Genomic DNA, 14467 nt, shown 5'->3' with positions numbered 1-14467 from the left:
TCAAAGCGCTACGCCGTCCCTGCCGCGTTTGAACAGGCGCGCCGGGCTGCTGTGGTTGCGGAATAATCTTGCTTGCCTTGGCCGTGCCCGGGCCTATTGTTGCGCCTGATCTCAACATGTCCGGGAAACCGCTTTCGCATGTCCGCCTTCTCGCGCTTCACGCCCCTCATCAGCGCCCTGCCCTCCACAGTTCCCTTCGTCGGCCCTGAGGCCATCGAACGCCAGCGCGGACGTGCCGTTCTGGCGCGCATCGGCGCCAATGAGAACGGCTTCGGCCCGGCCCCTTCCGTGCTTGCCGCGATGCGCGAAGAGGCACGCGACATCTGGAAATACAACGACCCGGAAAATTTCGCGCTGCGGGAAGCGCTTGGCGCGCATCTCGGTGTGACGTCCGCCAATATCGCCATCGCCGGCGGCATTGACGAATTGCTCGGCCAGATCGTCCGGCTGGTGATAGAGCCGGGGGCGCCCGTTGTTACCTCGCTCGGCGCCTATCCGACATTCAATTTCCATGTCGCCGGTTTTGGCGGCCGCCTGGTGACCGTCCCCTACGCAAACGACCGCGAGGATCTCGACGGGCTGCTCGATGCCGTCAGGCGCGAGAAAGCGCCCCTCGTCTATTTCGCCAATCCCGACAATCCGATGGGAAGCTGGTGGGACGCCGACAGCATCGTCGCTTTCGCCCGGGCGCTGCCCGAGACCACGATGATGGTGCTGGACGAAGCCTACAGCGAAACGGGGCCGGCAAATTCGCTGCCGTCGATCGCTTCGCTCATCAATCTGCCGAACATCGTCCGCACCCGCACCTTTTCCAAGGCCTATGGGCTTGCCGGCTCACGCACCGGCTACGTGATCTCGACCTCAGGCACGGCACAGGCCTTCGACAAGATCCGCAATCATTTCGGCATGAATCGGCTGGCGACCGCCGCAGCGTTGGCCGCGCTCAAGGACCAGGCCTATCTGGCCGAAGTGATCGGGAAGATCCATGCTGCGCGGGAGCGGATCGGCCGCATTGCCCGGGCGAACGGTCTTGAGCCGCTGGCGTCGGCGACGAACTTCGTGGCGATCGATACCGGCCACGACGGCGCCTATGCGCGGGCGATCGTCGATGGCCTTATCGAGCATGGCGTCTTCATCCGCATGCCGGGTGTCGCGCCGCTCAATCGCTGCATCCGCGTCAGCGTCGGGCCTGAGGCTGATATGGCGCTGTTCGAGGAAGCGCTGCCGCAGGTCTTGAAGACACTCGCCTGAGCTGTCATTCCTGTCCGCTCGCCGACATCGGTCGGTCTTCGCCATTTGTCTGGGTGTTGCGTTCAGCTGAGTTCCTGGGCGAGGCCGATCAGAATCCCCTCAGGTCCGCGGATGTAGGAGAGCCGATATGCATCCTTATACTGAACGACCTCTCCTACGAGCTGCGCGCCGCGCCTGCGGAGCCTTTCAAGCGTCTCGTCGATGTCGTCCACTGCGAACATGACGCGGAGGTAGCCGAGGGCGTTGACCGGTGCGTTCCGGTGATCTGCGATGACAGGCGGGGCCAGGAAGCGGGAGAGCTCGAGCCGGCTGTGGCCATCCGGCGTGCGCATCATGGCAATCTCGACGCGCTGATCGCCCAGTCCGGTGATACGTCCGGCCCATTCGCCTTCGACCGTGGCCCTCCCTTCGAATTCGAGGCCGAGTTCGCCAAAGAAATCAATCGCCTCTCCGAGGTCTTCGACGGCGATTCCCACGTTGTCCATTCGCTTGAGCGCCATGTTTTGATCTCCAAGGTGTCGTTGCAATCAACCAGGTCTTGCCTCGTCTAACGAAGGACGTCCGAGGCACGCCAATACCGACAGCTTGGAAAACATCTGTTAAAGCGCCGTGCGTCCTTTTGGACAGGCGGCGCTCCAACACGTCGAGCTGACGTATCGTTCCGTCTGAAACGGCTTCAGATTTTCGGTCGATGCGTCAGTGCACCGTCATCCATTCGCGGGCAGCGCGCAGTGCTTCCACGAGCTGCATCTTGTTCATGGCGGCGGCCACGTCGGCGCGAAGCTCGGCGGCGCGGTCGTTGCCCTTGATCGCGGCGATGTTCAACCACTTGTGGGCGGCAATGAGATCGACGGCGCAGCCGCGGCCGGTCGCATACATCAGACCCATTTCGCAGAAGACATCGGCGCTGTTGTTGTCGCCACCCATGGTGGCCGTTTCAGCATTGTGCATTTCAAAGCGTGCCATCGGTTTTATCCCTGTTAGCCTGTTTACGACTTACCCTGTTTTACCTTCGGGCCCTGCCGTCTATCGCGGCTTTGCGGCCCTTCCGGTCCGGCGGGCTTGCCCCGCTCGTCTGATGGCTTGACTATGCCAAATGGCTTTCAAAAAACGCCTAAAATGCATGATTAATTTGAGACAAACAAACTGCAAACGCTTGGTAAAATTGGGTTTTTGTTAAACATCGGATTCCCTGTGACCTAGGCCTTTTCGCTCAAATTTTACAAAAGATTCAGATTTGGAAATAAACAGATCGTTCATCATGAAATCAGCAGGCGACGGGTTTAAAAGTTCTATGGTCGGCCTTCGGCTGCATTCAGCGAGCGGCGAACGGACAGCCGGCTCTATTTACCTTTACGTTCGCGTCAGTTATTTTCGCGACCGGTCAGAAGACATCAGGGAGGAAAAGATGATCCGCAGTCTCGTTCTTGCCGGCGCTATCGCCGTGATCGCGGGGACAGCCTATGCCGAGGAACCTATCGTCGGCAATTGGAAGACGGCCTCCGGCGAAACGGCGGTGATTGCCGCCTGCGGCGGGAGCTTTTGCGTGACGCTGAAAACCGGCAAATATACCGGCCGCAAGATCGGCACATTTGCCGGGACCGGCGGCAGCTATGCCGGCGAGATCACCGACCCAGCCGCCGACAAGACCTATAGCGGCTCAGGAAAGATTTCCGGCAATTCACTGAAGATGCAGGGCTGCGTGATGAAGATCCTCTGCAAGACGCAGACCTGGACACGGCTCTGACGCGATAAGGCCGACGCAACAATCATCCAAAAACGTAATCATGCCGGCCGAAATGCCGGTATGCCTCGACGTCTTCCAGGCTTGCCGATCCTCATTGCAATCGCCAGACCCCGCCCCGCAAGCTGAACGGCGGATGAACCGGCATCTCAGCACTCGTTCAGCCGAGGTGTGGCAAAACTCATGTCACGGTTAAGTTGCGTATTGGGGGTCCGGGATGAACTTCTATATTCTGGCAAGACGTTTCACAATCATCACTCTGTTCGCGGCGATCTTCGCCGTCACATTTTCGGCGGTCGTCGTGCACAATGGCGGCGGCGGCACGCAGTCGCATTTCGGCGCGAGCTATACCTGCCTGGAGAGAAGCGGAACTTTCTGCGCACCGACGGTGCGGTGACTGACATCAGACTCTTAAGAGAAAAAATCGGATTCCGCCGGCGCGCGTCGTTTGCTTGTCAAAGACAACTCTCTATAATGCGTCATGAACAAACGAATCTCCCCTCTGTCGCCCCTCGACATTTCCTCTCCGCCCCCTTTCCAGCCCGAGAGTTTCGATGATCCCGCCAAGGCCGTCGAGACGCTGACAGCGCTTTACGAACGCAATACGGCGTTCCTGATCAAAAACTTCGCCGAGCTTGCCCAAGGCGCTCCGATCGCCTCGCGCTACCGCGCCTTCTATCCGCAGGTCAGCATCGAGACGACGAGCTTCGGCCATGTCGACTCGCGCCTCTCCTACGGCCACGTCACGGCGCCAGGCATCTACACGACGACGATCACCCGGCCGAAGCTCTTCAAGCATTATCTGAAGCAGCAACTGTCACTGTTGATTAGGAGCCACAATGTTCCGATCGTCGTCTCGGAATCGTCGACGCCGATCCCGCTGCACTTCGCCTTCGGCGAGGGCGCGCATGTGGAAGCATCGGCCTCAGCCTTTGTCGATGTTCCAATGCGCGATATCTTCGACACGCCCGACCTCAACACCACCGACGACGAGATCGCCAACGGCGAATATATCCCGCCGCCGGGCGAGCCCTCGCCGCTTGCGCCATTCACCGCGCAGCGCATCGACTATTCGCTGGCCCGGCTGTCGCATTATACGGCGACGCATGCCGAGCATTTCCAGAATTTCGTGCTGTTTACCAACTACCAGTTCTATATCGACGAATTCTGCAGCTGGGCGCGCAAGCTGATGGCGGAGGGCGGCGACGGTTACACCGCCTTCGTCGAGCCCGGCAACATCGTCACCCTGCCCGGCTCGAGCGCGCCGGAAACGGATGCGACACTTGCCCGCCTGCCGCAGATGCCGGCCTACCATTTGAAGAAGAAGGGTCATGCCGGGATCACCATGATCAATATCGGCGTCGGCCCCTCCAACGCCAAGACGATCACCGACCACGTCGCCGTGCTGCGCCCGCATGCCTGGCTGATGCTCGGCCATTGCGCCGGCCTGCGCAACAGCCAGCGGCTAGGCGATTACGTTCTCGCCCATGCCTATATGCGCGAGGACCATGTTCTCGACGACGACCTGCCGGTCTGGGTGCCGATTCCCGCGCTCGCCGAAGTGCAGGTGGCACTGGAAGCGGCCGTGGCCGAAATCACCGGTTACGAGGGTTTCGAGTTGAAGCGCATCATGCGCACCGGCACCGTCGGCACGATCGACAACCGCAACTGGGAACTGCGCGATCAGCGCGGGCCGGTGAAGCGGCTTTCCCAAGCGCGCGCGATCGCGCTCGACATGGAATCGGCAACGATCGCCGCCAACGGCTTCCGCTTCCGCGTGCCCTACGGCACGCTGCTCTGCGTCTCCGACAAGCCGCTACACGGCGAATTGAAGCTGCCTGGTATGGCGACGGCCTTTTACCGCACGCAGGTGAACCAGCATTTGCAGATCGGTATCCGTGCCGTCCAGAAGCTTGCGGCCATGCCGCCGGAAGCGCTGCATTCGCGCAAACTGCGCAGCTTCTTCGAGACGGCCTTCCAATAGGCCTTTTCTTCACCGGCCGGTCGCAACAGGCGCCGAACTCTGCGCAAGCATTTGCGGTCTGCCGGCGGCAATGTTCAGCCCTGCAATCAACAGGGTGAAGGCGACGAAGACAAAAGCGACGCGCAGAAGGGCCTTCAGCCCACCGCTTTCATCGAATGCCAGCCCGCGCTTCTCATGGCGGCGCGCCCATATCTGGCTTGCCAGCGCGATTTCAAGAATACTCATTGCCATTCTCCTCGACAGGTTTCAACGAAGCCTTGTCGAGCGCTATCTTGCGATTTCGACAGGTGACCGGCACAAAAGATTTGTCCTGACGCTGTCGAAATGCCCGCACCCCATTCGTCCAGAGGTATTGAAACCCTGCAAGGAGGCTGCCCCGCGATGAAATATCTCTGCCAAGTCTGGTTCGATGGCGCGATACTCGACGCCATGACCAAAGAGGAGAAGGCCGAACTCGACGCAAATTCACTGCACTACGACAGGGACCTCGTCGAAAGCGGGCACATGATCGTCGCCCAGGCGCTGCAGCCGCCAACCTCGGCGGTGACGGTTCGGGTGCGCAGCGGCGAGACGTCGGTGACGGATGGCCCATTCGCCGAGACTAAGGAAGCGCTCGGCGGCTTCATTCTGATTGAGGCGAAGGACCTTAACGACGCGATCCGCGTTGCCGCCGGCATTCCACTCGCCAAACTGGGCGCGATCGAGGTGCGGCCAATCCACGAATTCGCAGCTCAATGAGGACAAACCGATGAAATTTCTATGCCAGATCTGGTTCGACACCGAAAAAAGCAAGCTGGTCCCTCAGACCGAATGGGATGCGCTCACACAGGAGTGCATCATCAGCGACAATCGCTGGCGCGAGAGCGGCCATCTGCAGGTGGCGCTCGCCTTGCATGAACCGTCAACAGCGATCACGGTCCGCCTGCGCAATGGCGAAGTCTCAGCGACCGATGGCCCATTTGCCGAAATCAAGGAGCATCTCGGCGGTTTTGTGCTGATCGAGGCAGAAAATATCGAGGAGGCGAAGACGATCGCGTCGAGCTTTCCGATCCTCAAATATTCCTCAATCGAAGTGCGCCCGACTTACGCCATCCAGGATGGGAAATAGCCATGCGTTATATCTGCATGATTTATAACAGCGCCGACACGGATGGCAGGCTGACGCCTGATGAAACCGGTGAACTCATCAAAGCGCATTTCGCTTTCGATGAGGAGCTTCGCCGCGATGGCATCCTGATCCATTCCGATGCCTTGGAGATGCCTGACCAGGCGACGGTGCTGCGCGTTCGAAACAATACGCTCTCCGCCACCGATGGGCCCTATGTCGAGACGAAGGAACACCTCGCCGGCTTCTACGTCATCGAGGCGCCAGATCTCGTAAAGGCGAAAGAGATTGCCGGACGGATCCCTTCGGCGCGTTTCGGCGCGGTCGAGCTCAGGCCCGTGCGGACCCTCACCGCGCCGCAGTGAGGAGGAGCGCCTCTGGAGAGCGTGATCGAAGAGATTTATCGAACCCAGTCGCGCCGGGTGCTGGCGACGCTGATCCGCCTGCTCGGGGATTTCGATCGGGCGGAGGAAGCGCTTCAGGATGCCTTTGCCGCGGCCGCCCGGACATGGCCGACGGATGGCATCCCCGCTAACCCGTTCGCTTGGCTCGTCTCGACCGGACGTTTCAAGGCGATCGACACCATTCGGCGGCGAGCGCGATTCGATGCCTCGCAGCAGCACATCGAGGACAGCCTCTACAGCGTCGACGAAACGGAGATCGGCGATATGGAAGCGATCGAGGACGACATGCTGCGGCTGATCTTCACCTGCTGTCATCCCGCTATCCCCTCCGATGCCCAGACGGCGATGGCGCTTCGGGAAATCTGCGGATTGAGCACCGAAGAGATCGCCCATGCGTTTCTCGTTTCGGCGCCGACGGTCGCCCAGCGGATCGTGCGCGCCAAGAACAGGATACGGGCCGCGAATATCCCCTACGAAGTGCCGGGCCGCGACGCACTGCCTCAGCGGCTCGATCAGGTGCTGCACGTCATCTATCTCGTCTTTAACGAGGGCTATTCCGCCTCATCAGGCGGGGATGTGGTCCGCGCCGACCTGACCGCCGAGGCGATACGGCTGGCGCGGTTGCTTCTGGCGCTGCTGCCGCATCCTGACGCCCGTGGGCTGCTGGCGCTGATGCTGCTGCAGGATTCCCGCCGCCTGGCACGCAGCAACCAGCAGGGATCGCTGGTGCTGCTCGCCGACCAGGACCGTTCGCTCTGGGACCGTGTGAAAATCGCGGAAGGCCTGGCGCTGCTCGCCGAGGCGATGCGGGCGGCAGAGATCGGCGCCTATACGGTGCAGGCGGCGATCGCTGCCGAGCATGCCAGGGCGCCGACGGCCGATGAGACCGACTGGCGGCGGATCGCCTTCTATTACGATCTGCTGCTGGCGGCGCAGCCATCGCCGATCGCGGAACTCAACCGCGCCGTGGCGATCGCTATGGCGGACGGGCCGGCAAAGGGACTGGATCTGATCGATGCCATTCTGGGCCGCCAGGAGCTCACGGCCTATCACCTCGCCCATTCGGCGCGCGCCGATTTCCTGCGCAGGCTCGGCCGCACCGAAGAGGCGATCGCCGCCTATCAGACGGCGCTGTCGCTTTGTCGGCAGGAGCCGGAGCAGGCATTTCTGCGGAAACGGATTTCAGAGCTTGCCGCGGCGCCCGAGCGGCAGTGAGATCGCGGTGCCCGTCAGCGCCGAAACGATGATCAAGAGATGCGCGTTGACGCTTGCCTGCGCCAGCGCGGCCAGAGCCATCCGCTCACCCGATGCTCCGAGCGCAATGGCACCGGCGGTGATGCCGGCCGGATAGGTGCCGACGCCGCCCGGCGCGTGCACCGGCAGGACAGAGGAGAGTTCACCCCCGAGCGCGCCGCCGAAGCTTGCCGCCATCGGCAGCACGCCCATCAGGCCGAGCGCCCATGCGAGCACGATCACCTTCACCAGCCAGTTGACGATGGTCATCGCCCAGGCGCGCGCAAAGGCGGCGGCATCGAGCGGCAGACCGTTTTCGATTTCGACGACGAATTTCTGCGCCTTTTCCGGCAACAGCCTCGCGGCGACCCGCAGAAGCGGCTTGCGTGCAGCGAAGGCCGCGACCGGCAGCAGCAGGAAGCCTGACCAAAGCGACCACGCGACAAGCGCATCGGCCGCAGCGAGCGCAAAGCCGATACCGGCCGCCGCCAGGAGCGCGTGCAGATCGAGCAGCCGCATGACCAGGAGCGCCGAGGTTCCGCGGGCCAGCGGGATGCCGAACTCGGTGCGCATCAACAACGGAAAGCTGGTCTCGCCGGTGCGGAAGGGCAGCATGATATTCAGGAGATTGTGGATCTGCGTGACGCGGAAGAGGATTGCGAACCGGCCCGCCGTTTCCTTGGGAAAATAATCGTAGATGCGCCAGGTGCGCAGGAAATAGGTGCTCGTCAACGCCACGAGCGCACCGATCACCGGGCCTGCCCCGACATCGGCCCATTGGCTGATGATGACGGGCCAACCCCAGAACCATTGCACGAAGAGCGCATAGGCTGCGACAATTGCGACCGTCAGCGCCGTCATGCGATTGCGCATAAACCAGGATTGCTGGCTTTCAACGATCGAACTCTTCATGTAGTAGGCATTCCTCGCTTGGCGTCGGCATGAGCCTCGGCTCCATTGCCAGGCGTTTTAGGAGAAATGAAGGTTGGGCACAACGGCGGAGTTGAAGCCACGGGCGGCGAGATCGCTTCAAGGCCGACAACCGCGGCGGCAGACCGACAAATCACGGCGCCTTGCCGGCTTGACTTGGAGATCGATGTTGGAGCGCATTACCAGAAACATCAGGAGCGCGAGCATTTTTCTGGCAGTCTATTTCCTGCTGAACATCGTGCTCCGCATCGCATTGCCCCATACGCTCGATCTCGACGAGGCGGAACAATCGTTCTACTCGCAATATCTCTTGGCCGGCTACGGCTCGCAGCCGCCCTTCTACAACTGGATCCAATACGCCATCGTTTCGGTGACCGGGATCACGATGTGGGCGCTCTCGGTTCCGAAGAACATCATCCTCTTCGGCTGTTATCTTTTCTATGGGCTGGCCGCCCGCGAGGTGCTGAAGAGCCGTCTGCTCCCGCCTATCGCCATGCTGAGCCTGATTACCCTGCCACAGGTTGGCCTGATGGCGCAGCGCGAACTGACCCACACCGTTGCCCTGCTGTTTGCGACCTCGCTCTTCCTCTTCGGCTTTTTCCGCACACTTCGTCAGCCGACGATCGGGAGCTATCTCGTCGTCGGCATCGCCACCGGCATCGGCCTCATCTCCAAATACAATTTCGCCATCCTGCCGTTTGCCGCCTTCGTCGCAGTCCTGGTGGACCGAAAGTGGCGCAGCCGGCTGTTGGACTGGCGTCTGCTGCCGGCATTCGCAATCGCCATGCTGATCATTCTGCCGCATGCGCTCTGGCTGCCCGATAACCTCGTCAGCGCTTCGGCCCCGACCATGGAGCGGATGACCGCCGAGCACGAGGCCGCCGCTGGCCTTCCCCGTATCGGACAGGGGCTGTTGTCCCTCGCAATCGCCGTCCTCGGCTTCGTCGCATTGCCGATCGTTCTCTTCGCAGCAGCCTTCCGACTGGATTTCTTCCGTGCGTTTTCCGCGTCCAGTCCGATGATCCGGGTCATCGAGCGGATGATGATCGTCAGCCTGATCGCCTTCGCCGGCGTTGTCGTCTTCGCCGGCGCGAGCGATATCCACGAGCGCTGGCTCGACCCGTGCCTGCTCGTCCTGCTGATTTATCTGCTCCTGAAGCTCGAAACCGCGAGCTTCGATCTTTCCGCCGGCCTGGCACGCTTCCGGCCAGTGGTGCCGGTCTTCATGGTCGTCATCCTGGCGATCCTTCTGCTCAGGATCGTCGCCATGCAATATACCGGCGTTTATACGAGAACGAACGTGCCCTTCTCCGGCTACGTGGCCGAACTGACCGCGACCCGCAAGCCGGTTCTCATCGTGGCGGGAACCAAGTTCGTGGCCGGCAACATGAAGCTGGAATTCCCCGACGTTCCCGTCGTGATCCCATTCTTTCCAGGGCCCGGAGTTCCCGAATATGCGGCTGCGAAGGGTCCTGTGCTCGTTGTCTGGCGCGGAGAAACCGCAAATGACCCCACCATTTCTCCCGACTTTGCCGATGATCTCGTGAAATCGGGTATTCATCTGCAGGAGGTGAAGACGCTAACCCTTCCCTATCTTTTCGGTGACGGCAAACATACGTTCTCGATTGGTTATTCCTGGGTGGAAGGCGGCGCGAAGTAGGGTTGCGGCAAGTCGGCCGATTGCGGGGAAAGCGGCATTGCCCGCTGGCAACGGCCGGACACTTCATGTAGTAGGCTTCCGCAAGCGCGGTGGCGGCAGTAAGATTGCAAGGCCGCCCGGCCTTTTGGAGATGCAAAGTTGCAGACAACGCTAGAGCCCATTCGCGGCACGAATGATCCGGTACAATCGCTCGAGCTGTCGCTGGTCGTGCCCGTTTTCAACGAAGAGGAAAGCGTCGGCCCGCTGGTCGAGCGCATCGTTGCGGCGATGGCCGAGTATCCTCATCACTGGGAACTGATCCTCGTCGACGACGGCAGCACGGATGCGACGCTCGTCAACGCCCGCAAATTCGTCGGACGCGAGGGCCTGGCGCTCAGGATCGTCGAGCTGCAGCGTAATTTCGGCCAGACCGCCGCCATGCAGGCCGGCATCGATACCGCCCGCGGCCGGCTGATCGCGACGATGGACGGCGATCTGCAGAACGACCCGAAGGATATTCCTTCGATGGTCTCCGAGCTGGAGCGGCGCCAACTCGACCTCCTGGTCGGCTGGCGCAAGAACCGCAAGGACGGCCTGTTCCTGCGCAAGATCCCGTCCTGGTGCGCCAACTACCTGATCGGCCGCATCACCGGCGTCAAGCTGCATGATTACGGCTGCAGCCTGAAGATCTACCGTGCCTCGATCATCAAGCAGGTGAAGCTGATGGGCGAAATGCACCGCTTCATCCCGGCATGGGTCGCCGGCGTTGTTCCGAGCTCGCGGATCGGCGAGATGGCCGTCACCCACCATGCTCGCGCGCACGGCGTTTCAAAGTACGGCATTTCGCGCACCTTCCGCGTCATCCTCGACCTGCTGTCTGTCATGTTCTTCATGCGCTACAAGGCGCGGCCCGGCCACTTCTTCGGCTCGCTCGGTCTCGGTCTTGGCGCGGTTGCCATGTTGATCCTGCTCTATCTCGGCTTCGACAAGTTCATCCTGGGCAACGATATCGGCACCAGACCCATGCTGATGGTCGGGGTCGTTCTCCTCCTTTCGTCGGTGCAGATGATCACCACCGGCATTCTGGCGGAAATGATCGCACGCACCTATTATCGTGACGATGCCTCCCCGAACTACATCGTCCGGCAGATCTTCGACGATCAAAGCCAAGCGTAAGCCGGCAGCATGATGCTGGACCGCGCGACGAGGACGATCAGAACCGCGGCGCTGCTGCTTGCAGCCTATTTTGTGCTGAACATCGCGCTCAGGCTGGCACTCCCGCACGCGCTGGAACTCGATGAGGCCGAGCAGTCCTTCTTCTCGCAATATCTGCTGGCGGGCTACGGCCCGCAGCCGCCCTTCTACAACTGGATGCAATATGCCGTCGTTTCGGTAACCGGCTTGTCGATGGGCGCCCTTATTATCCCGAAGAACATCCTGCTCTTCCTGTGCTACCTCTTTTACGGCCTTGCCGGGCGCGAGGCACTGAAGGACCAGAAGCTTGCCGCCGTCGCGATGATGGCGCTGATCACCCTGCCCCAGGTTTCCTACATGGCGCAGCAGGATCTGACCCACACGACGGCGCTGCTCTTTGCCAGCTCGCTCTTCCTCTACGGCTTCTTCCGCACGCTCGAGCGGCCCGGCATCGGTAGCTACCTCCTGCTCGGGCTTGCCACCGGCATCGGGCTGATCTCGAAATATAATTTTGCGCTGATGCCCGTCGTGGCGCTGATCGCCATCCTGCCCGATGCCGAATGGCGGCGCCGGGCGCTGGACTGGCGTCTGCTGGCGGCAATCGCCGTCGCGCTCGTCATCGTGTTGCCGCACGCGATCTGGCTGCGGAGCAACCTCGAATTCGCCTCTTCCGATACTCTGGTCAAGATGGCCGCCGGCAATGAACCGGTCGGTGCCTTGCGAATCGGCAAGGGTATTCTTGCCTTTGTCGTCGCCATCATCGCCTTTGCAGCACTGCCCGTCGCAATTTTCGCCGCCGCCTTCCGCCGGGACTTCTTCCGGGCGCTCTCAGCCGGAAACCGCTGGACCGGGATGCTGGAGCGAATGATGCTCGCGAGCCTCGCCGGCATTCTTCTGATCGTGCTGTTCACCGGCTCCACCACGGTGCGTGAACGCTGGCTCGACCCATTCCTGCTGGTGCTGCCGATCTATTTCCTGGCAAAGATGCAGGCGGGCGGGCTCGACCTTTCCGCCGGACTGCGCCGCTTCCGGCCTGTCGTGCCGGTGCTGATGGCCTGCGTCCTGGTCGCGCTCGGCTTCCGCGTCGTCGGCGCCGGGCTGATCGGCACCTATAGCAGGCCAAATGTGCCGATGGCCGATCTCGCGCGCGATATGACACGGCAGGCCGAACCTGTGCTGGTGATCGCCTCGGATACCTATGTCGGCGGCAACATGCGCCTGCAGTTTCCCGACGTGCCCGTGGTGATCCCGGATTTCCCTGCACCCGGTATTCCGGCCTATGCGACGGCAGGCGGGCCGGTGCTCATCGTCTGGCGCGGCAAAAAGACGGCAACGGCCGCGGATGCGGTCATGCCGGAGCGGTTTTCATTGGCGCTGGCGGCGGCAGGTATCGCGCCGCAGGAAGTCGACGCCTTGTCGCTTCCCTATCATTTCGGCCGCCAGGGCGACAATTTCGCTCTCGGTTATGCCTGGGTTCGGCCGGGGGCGAGATAGTTGACCGAGACCAGCCTCCGCGACATCAGATGGATTTTCGTCCTGCTGGCCGCCTATTTCGTCCTTCAGATCGGCGTGCGGCTTGCAACCTCGCATTCGCTCGATCTCGACGAGGCCGAACAGGCCTTCCGCTCGCAATGGCTCGCCGCCGGTTACGGCCCGCAGCCGCCGTTTTACAACTGGCTGCAATATACCGTCTTCCAGTTTACAGGCGTTTCGCTGGCTGCCCTGTCCCTCGTCAAGAACCTCCTGTTATTCAGCTCTTATCTGCTGTACGGCCTGACGGCGCGGCTCGTCCTGCGCGACAAGGCGCTAGTGGCGATCGCAACACTCGGTCTGCTGACCATCCCGCAGATGGTTTTTGAGATGCAGCGGGACCTGACGCACACGGTCGCGGTCTTCTTTTCAGCCAGCATCTTCTTCTACGGTTTCATCCGCAGTCTGAAGCAGCCAAGCCTTGCCTCCTATCTGGTCGCCGGTATCGGCATCGGTTTCGGCCTGCTTGCCAAGTATAATTTCGCCATCCTGCCGGCGGCAGCACTAATTGCCGCCCTGGCGGATCAGCGCCTGCGGCCGCGGATTTTCGATTGGCGGCTGGTGTTGACGGCTGTCGTGGCCCTCGTCATTACCCTGCCGCACCTCTTCTGGCTGAAGGACAATCTCGATTTCGCTACAGCACGCACGCTGGAGAAGATGACCGCGAGCGGCCATGCGAGCTATCCCATGCAGGTCGCCATGGGCATCAGCTCGCTCGCTCTCGCCGTCATCAGCTTTGCCGGATTGACGGTGGCGGTCTTCGCCATGGTGTTCGGCAAGCGCCTTCGCCAGGCGTTTACTGCCGGCTCGGAATGGACGCGACTCGTCGAGCGGATGATGCTCGTCTTCCTGACCGGCATTCTGTTTCTAGTCGTCTTCGGCGGTGCGGCCGGCATCAAGGATCGCTGGCTGGTACCGATGCTTTTCATCCTGCCGCTCTATCTCTGCCTGAAGGTCGAGGCCGCGGGCGTTGAGACCGGCAAGGCTTTCCGGCGCTTCATGCTCGTAGTCGCCGTCATCATGATCGGCGTGCCGGCGATCCTTTACGGCAGCGTCGCGACGGCACGCTTCACCGGTCATTACGAGCGATTGAACAGGCCCTATGCCGCGATGCTGGAAAACCTGCGTCAACAGGCGGAACCGGCGGCAATCCTTGCCGGCGATAGCCTTCTTGCCGGCAATGTCAGGCAGGATATTGCCGGGGTACCGGTCCTCTCCGTCGATTATCCCGGCTTCCGTCCGGATCTGACCGGCCGCCGACCGCTTCTCCTTGTCTGGCTGATACCGAAGGGAGGCAGCGAAGCGCTGCCTCCTGATATGGCGCAATGGCTCCAGACCAATCTCGGCGCCTCCGCGCCTGAGACATCGGCGATCGACGTGCCCTATTTCTACGGCCGCGGCAGGGACAGCTATCGTTTCGGCTATGCCTGGATCAATCAGCCGGCCTGAGCGA

The 14467-nt window shown here is 61.5% G+C and carries 16 protein-coding genes; 12 read left to right on the top strand and 4 right to left on the bottom strand.

Annotated features, from left to right (window positions below):
- Nucleotides 1-138: 138 nt before the first annotated feature.
- Nucleotides 139-1251, top strand: a complete 1113-nt coding sequence (locus NL154_RS05330) for a pyridoxal phosphate-dependent aminotransferase (RefSeq protein WP_210628535.1) — start codon at nucleotides 139-141, stop codon at nucleotides 1249-1251.
- A 62-nt stretch (nucleotides 1252-1313) separates the two neighbouring features.
- Here NL154_RS05330 and NL154_RS05325 read toward each other — a convergent pair whose 3' ends face one another.
- Both NL154_RS05325 and NL154_RS05320 read right to left on the bottom strand, forming a co-directional pair.
- Nucleotides 1314-1751, bottom strand: a complete 438-nt coding sequence (locus tag NL154_RS05325; RefSeq protein ID WP_434733703.1) for a VOC family protein — start codon at nucleotides 1749-1751, stop codon at nucleotides 1314-1316.
- Nucleotides 1752-1947: 196 nt separating this feature from the next.
- Nucleotides 1948-2217 (bottom strand): sel1 repeat family protein, encoded by a 270-nt coding sequence (locus tag NL154_RS05320; protein ID WP_210628537.1) that lies wholly within the window; start codon nucleotides 2215-2217, stop codon nucleotides 1948-1950.
- A gap of 442 nt (nucleotides 2218-2659) precedes the next feature.
- Between NL154_RS05320 and NL154_RS05315 the strand changes: the two genes are divergently transcribed.
- The 3 genes from NL154_RS05315 to NL154_RS05305 all read left to right on the top strand — a co-directional run bounded on the left by NL154_RS05315 (nucleotide 2660) and on the right by NL154_RS05305 (nucleotide 4979).
- On the top strand, nucleotides 2660-2998 hold the full coding sequence (locus NL154_RS05315) for a DUF2147 domain-containing protein (RefSeq protein ID WP_221147738.1): 339 nt from the start codon (nucleotides 2660-2662) through the stop codon (nucleotides 2996-2998).
- 214 nt (nucleotides 2999-3212) lie between these two features.
- On the top strand, nucleotides 3213-3392 hold the full coding sequence (locus tag NL154_RS05310; protein ID WP_064809967.1) for a hypothetical protein: 180 nt from the start codon (nucleotides 3213-3215) through the stop codon (nucleotides 3390-3392).
- Nucleotides 3393-3476: 84 nt separating this feature from the next.
- The gene (locus NL154_RS05305; protein ID WP_221147739.1) at nucleotides 3477-4979 is read left to right on the top strand and encodes an AMP nucleosidase; all 1503 of its coding nucleotides are present in this window, start codon (nucleotides 3477-3479) and stop codon (nucleotides 4977-4979) included.
- 9 nt (nucleotides 4980-4988) lie between these two features.
- On the opposite strand, the gene NL154_RS05300 is transcribed toward NL154_RS05305, so the two are convergent.
- On the bottom strand, nucleotides 4989-5204 hold the full coding sequence (locus NL154_RS05300; protein ID WP_210628540.1) for a hypothetical protein: 216 nt from the start codon (nucleotides 5202-5204) through the stop codon (nucleotides 4989-4991).
- 156 nt (nucleotides 5205-5360) lie between these two features.
- On the opposite strand from NL154_RS05300, the gene NL154_RS05295 reads away from it, so the two are divergent.
- Genes NL154_RS05295 through NL154_RS05280 form a run of 4 tightly spaced genes read left to right on the top strand, consistent with a single transcriptional unit; the run spans nucleotide 5361 to nucleotide 7703 of the window.
- Nucleotides 5361-5717, top strand: coding sequence for a YciI family protein (locus tag NL154_RS05295; RefSeq protein ID WP_210628541.1), 357 nt, complete (start codon nucleotides 5361-5363; stop codon nucleotides 5715-5717).
- Nucleotides 5718-5727: 10 nt separating this feature from the next.
- Nucleotides 5728-6087 (top strand): YciI family protein, encoded by a 360-nt coding sequence (locus NL154_RS05290; protein WP_210628542.1) that lies wholly within the window; start codon nucleotides 5728-5730, stop codon nucleotides 6085-6087.
- A gap of 2 nt (nucleotides 6088-6089) precedes the next feature.
- Nucleotides 6090-6449 carry a YciI family protein gene (locus tag NL154_RS05285; protein ID WP_210628543.1) on the top strand — a complete coding sequence of 120 codons (360 nt, stop codon included), beginning with the start codon at nucleotides 6090-6092 and terminating at the stop codon, nucleotides 6447-6449.
- Between the two features lie 12 nt (nucleotides 6450-6461).
- Entirely contained in the window at nucleotides 6462-7703 is a 1242-nt protein-coding gene (locus NL154_RS05280; RefSeq protein ID WP_210631664.1) for an RNA polymerase sigma factor, read from the top strand.
- On the opposite strand, the gene NL154_RS05275 is transcribed toward NL154_RS05280, so the two are convergent.
- On the bottom strand, nucleotides 7671-8633 hold the full coding sequence (locus tag NL154_RS05275) for a lysylphosphatidylglycerol synthase domain-containing protein (RefSeq protein ID WP_221147740.1): 963 nt from the start codon (nucleotides 8631-8633) through the stop codon (nucleotides 7671-7673). The genes NL154_RS05280 and NL154_RS05275 overlap by 33 nt on opposite strands.
- 184 nt (nucleotides 8634-8817) lie before the next feature.
- Between NL154_RS05275 and NL154_RS05270 the strand changes: the two genes are divergently transcribed.
- The 4 genes from NL154_RS05270 to NL154_RS05255 all read left to right on the top strand — a co-directional run bounded on the left by NL154_RS05270 (nucleotide 8818) and on the right by NL154_RS05255 (nucleotide 14463).
- Nucleotides 8818-10311: an ArnT family glycosyltransferase gene (locus NL154_RS05270; RefSeq protein WP_221147741.1), complete on the top strand. Its 1494-nt coding sequence runs from the start codon at nucleotides 8818-8820 to the stop codon at nucleotides 10309-10311.
- A 138-nt stretch (nucleotides 10312-10449) separates the two neighbouring features.
- Nucleotides 10450-11466, top strand: coding sequence for a glycosyltransferase family 2 protein (locus NL154_RS05265; protein WP_221156500.1), 1017 nt, complete (start codon nucleotides 10450-10452; stop codon nucleotides 11464-11466).
- Between the two features lie 12 nt (nucleotides 11467-11478).
- Nucleotides 11479-12978: a glycosyltransferase family 39 protein gene (locus tag NL154_RS05260; RefSeq protein WP_434734146.1), complete on the top strand. Its 1500-nt coding sequence runs from the start codon at nucleotides 11479-11481 to the stop codon at nucleotides 12976-12978.
- Nucleotides 12979-14463: an ArnT family glycosyltransferase gene (locus NL154_RS05255; RefSeq protein ID WP_434733702.1), complete on the top strand. Its 1485-nt coding sequence runs from the start codon at nucleotides 12979-12981 to the stop codon at nucleotides 14461-14463.
- Nucleotides 14464-14467: the final 4 nt, after the last annotated feature.

It is taken from the genome of Rhizobium sp. YTUHZ044 (assembly GCF_051123975.1).
GTDB lineage: Bacteria > Pseudomonadota > Alphaproteobacteria > Rhizobiales > Rhizobiaceae > Rhizobium.
This window is presented reverse-complemented; position numbering and strand designations above follow the sequence as displayed.

Excerpts from the sequence above, each read along its gene's own strand:
- NL154_RS05295 (WP_210628541.1), top strand. The coding sequence starts at position 5,361 with ATGAAATATCTCTGCCAAGTCTGGTTCGATGGCGCGATACTCGACGCC.
- NL154_RS05260 (WP_434734146.1), top strand. The coding sequence starts at position 11,479 with ATGCTGGACCGCGCGACGAGGACGATCAGAACCGCGGCGCTGCTGCTT.
- NL154_RS05270 (WP_221147741.1), top strand. The coding sequence starts at position 8,818 with ATGTTGGAGCGCATTACCAGAAACATCAGGAGCGCGAGCATTTTTCTG.
- NL154_RS05310 (WP_064809967.1), top strand. The coding sequence starts at position 3,213 with ATGAACTTCTATATTCTGGCAAGACGTTTCACAATCATCACTCTGTTC.
- NL154_RS05285 (WP_210628543.1), top strand. The coding sequence starts at position 6,090 with ATGCGTTATATCTGCATGATTTATAACAGCGCCGACACGGATGGCAGG.
- NL154_RS05330 (WP_210628535.1), top strand. The coding sequence starts at position 139 with ATGTCCGCCTTCTCGCGCTTCACGCCCCTCATCAGCGCCCTGCCCTCC.
- NL154_RS05290 (WP_210628542.1), top strand. The coding sequence starts at position 5,728 with ATGAAATTTCTATGCCAGATCTGGTTCGACACCGAAAAAAGCAAGCTG.
- NL154_RS05325 (WP_434733703.1), bottom strand. The coding sequence starts at position 1,751 with ATGGCGCTCAAGCGAATGGACAACGTGGGAATCGCCGTCGAAGACCTC.
- NL154_RS05315 (WP_221147738.1), top strand. The coding sequence starts at position 2,660 with ATGATCCGCAGTCTCGTTCTTGCCGGCGCTATCGCCGTGATCGCGGGG.
- NL154_RS05305 (WP_221147739.1), top strand. The coding sequence starts at position 3,477 with ATGAACAAACGAATCTCCCCTCTGTCGCCCCTCGACATTTCCTCTCCG.
- NL154_RS05300 (WP_210628540.1), bottom strand. The coding sequence starts at position 5,204 with ATGAGTATTCTTGAAATCGCGCTGGCAAGCCAGATATGGGCGCGCCGC.
- NL154_RS05320 (WP_210628537.1), bottom strand. The coding sequence starts at position 2,217 with ATGGCACGCTTTGAAATGCACAATGCTGAAACGGCCACCATGGGTGGC.
- NL154_RS05275 (WP_221147740.1), bottom strand. The coding sequence starts at position 8,633 with ATGAAGAGTTCGATCGTTGAAAGCCAGCAATCCTGGTTTATGCGCAAT.